We start from the raw sequence: 2,399 nt of genomic DNA, 5'->3' as shown, positions 1-2,399 counted from the left end.
GTGCCGGAGTACGGCGAGGGCACGTCGACGACGGCCTTCGCGGTTTCCATGGACACCAGGGGTGCGTCGAGCTTGATCGTGTCGCCTTCCTTGACGTGCCATTCGACGACGGTCGCGTCGGGCAGGCCTTCGCCGAGGTCCGGCAGGTAAAAGGTCTTGATGTCGGCCATTGCGATAGGTTCCTCAGGATGCCGCGAGCGTACGCTCGGCGGCCTCGACGATGCGTTCGACGCTGGGCAGGTACTTCATTTCCAGACGGAACAGCGGGATGTGGGTATCGAAACCGGTAACGCGCTGCACCGGTGCAAGCAGGCTGTACAGGCATTCTTCGGCGAGGCGGGCAGCGATTTCCGCACCGAAACCGGCGGTCTTCGGTGCTTCGTGCACGATGACGCAGCGGCCGGTCTTGGTCACCGATTCGGCGATCGTGTCGAAGTCGAGCGGCGTGAGCGTGGCCACGTCGATCACTTCGGCGCTGATGCCCTTCTGTGCCAGCTCGTCGGCGGCCTCGAGGCATTCCTTCACCTGCGCGCCCCAGGTCACCAGGGTCACGTCGGTGCCGTCGCGCAGCACGAAGCAGACGTCGAGCGGCAGTGCCTCGCCGTCATCGGGCACTTCTTCCTTGTACTGGCGATAGATGCGCTTGGGCTCGAAGAAGATCACCGGATCCGGATCGCGGATGGCGGCGAGCAGCAGGCCGTAGGCACGCGCGGGCGACGACGGCATGACCACGCGCAGGCCCGGGATGTTGGTGAACAGATGCTCGTTCGCCTCGGAGTGATGCTCCGGTGCGCGGATGCCGCCGCCCCACGGGGCGCGCCACACGGCCGGCACGGTCATGCGGCCGCGCGTGCGGTTGCGCATGCGGGCAGCGTGGCAGGCGATGTGCTCCATCATCGGGTAGATGAAGCCTTCGAACTGGGCTTCCGCGACGGGCTTCATGCCCTGCACGGCGAGGCCGATGGTCAGCCCGGCAATGGTGGCTTCGTCCAGCGGCGTGTCGATGACGCGCATTTCGCCGAACTGTTCCTGCAGGCCCTGGGTAGCGCGGAACACGCCACCGTTGACGCCGACGTCCTCACCGAGCACCACGACGCTTTCGTCGTTGCGCATTTCGTAGGCGAGCGCCTGGGTCACTGCTTCGATAAGAGTGATTTGTGCCATGGGAAGAGTTCCTTACGACGTGCGATCGAGGGAAGCGACGATCTCTCGCTGCGCTTCGAGGTCGGCGGGGAGTTCGGCATACAGGTAGTCGAACATGGCCGTTGCCGGCTGGTTCTTCGTCTCCAGGTATGCGTTGACCTCGTTGTCCATCCAGTCGTCGCACTCGGCCTTCCAGGCCTCTTCCTTCGTCTCGTCCCACTTGCCCTTGCCTTCGAGCCACTTGCGCAGGCGCGGGATGGGATCGCGTTCCCAGGCGTCCTTCACTTCCTGCTCGCCGCGGTAACGGCGCGCATCGTCGGCGGTGGTGTGGTCGCCGAGGCGGTAGGTCACCGCTTCGATCACGCTGGCGCCCTGGCCGGAGCGTGCGCGCTCGAGCGCGATCTCCATGGCAGCGCGCACGGCGATGATGTCGTTGCCGTCCACCTGGATGCAGGGCAGGCCGGCAGCGATACCCTTCTGGGCCAGCGTGCCCGAGCCGCTCTGGATGCGACGCGGCACCGAGATCGCCCACTGGTTGTTCACGATCACGGCGACCATCGGCAGCTGCTGCGCRCCGGCCACGTTGATCGCACCGTAGAAGTCGCCCTTGGACGAACCGCCGTCACCGATCGTGCAGACGGCCACGCGGGCCTCCTTGCGGATCTTGAAGGCGAGCGCGGAGCCAGCGGCGTGCAGGCACTGCGTACCGATGGGCACGCACCAGGCGAAGTCGTGGGCGGGAGCGTCGGCGAAATCGTTGCCACGCTCGTCGCCACCCCAGTAGGTGTAGACCTCGCGCGGCTTCACGCCGCGATACAGCTGGGCGCCGTATTCGCGATACGACACGGCCAGCGAGTCTTCGCGGCGCATGGCGCTGCCGATGCCCACGTGAGCGGCTTCATGGCCGAGGCACGAGGCGTAGGTGCCGAGCTTGCCGGTGCGCTGCAGGGCGATCGACTTGGCGTCGAACACCCGCGTGGACACCATCAGCTTGTAGAGCTCGACCATGTGGTCGAGGTCCTTGGCGAATGCGGGGAGTTCCTTTCCGGTTTCCTTGCCGTCCTGGTCAAGGTATTGCAGATATTCGATTTCGAACTTGGCGGCGATGGACACGACTCGCTCCCAGGGGAAGGGTTAGAAACGACACGCACGATTGGGGAAGCGGACGGGCCCATCCAGTGGGGCACGAGCGACTTTCGGGTTGTTGCGAGCCGGACTAGATATCAGGGGTATTATGGCCCGGCAAGGCACGGCGC

General features: G+C 65.5%; 3 protein-coding genes. All 3 read right to left on the bottom strand.

Annotation, left to right across the window (positions count from 1 at the left end; genetic code table 11):
• Positions 1 to 170 (bottom strand): biotin/lipoyl-containing protein (locus AC1DSN_RS21415; protein ID WP_477332757.1); only part of this gene is annotated, 170 nt, incomplete at its 3' end.
• 13 nt (positions 171 to 183) lie between these two features.
• The gene (locus AC1DSN_RS21410; protein ID WP_063573737.1) at positions 184 to 1,164 is read right to left on the bottom strand and encodes an alpha-ketoacid dehydrogenase subunit beta; all 981 of its coding nucleotides are present in this window, start codon (positions 1,162 to 1,164) and stop codon (positions 184 to 186) included.
• 12 nt (positions 1,165 to 1,176) lie between these two features.
• Entirely contained in the window at positions 1,177 to 2,256 is a 1,080-nt protein-coding gene (pdhA, locus tag AC1DSN_RS21405) for a pyruvate dehydrogenase (acetyl-transferring) E1 component subunit alpha (RefSeq protein ID WP_063573736.1), read from the bottom strand.
• Between the last annotated feature and the right edge of the window lie 143 nt (positions 2,257 to 2,399).

The sequence above is a fragment of the Luteibacter sp. P4_D7_3 genome, assembly GCF_056401735.1.
Note: the sequence above shows the minus strand (reverse complement) of the source record. Positions and strands in the feature narration are given on the sequence as shown.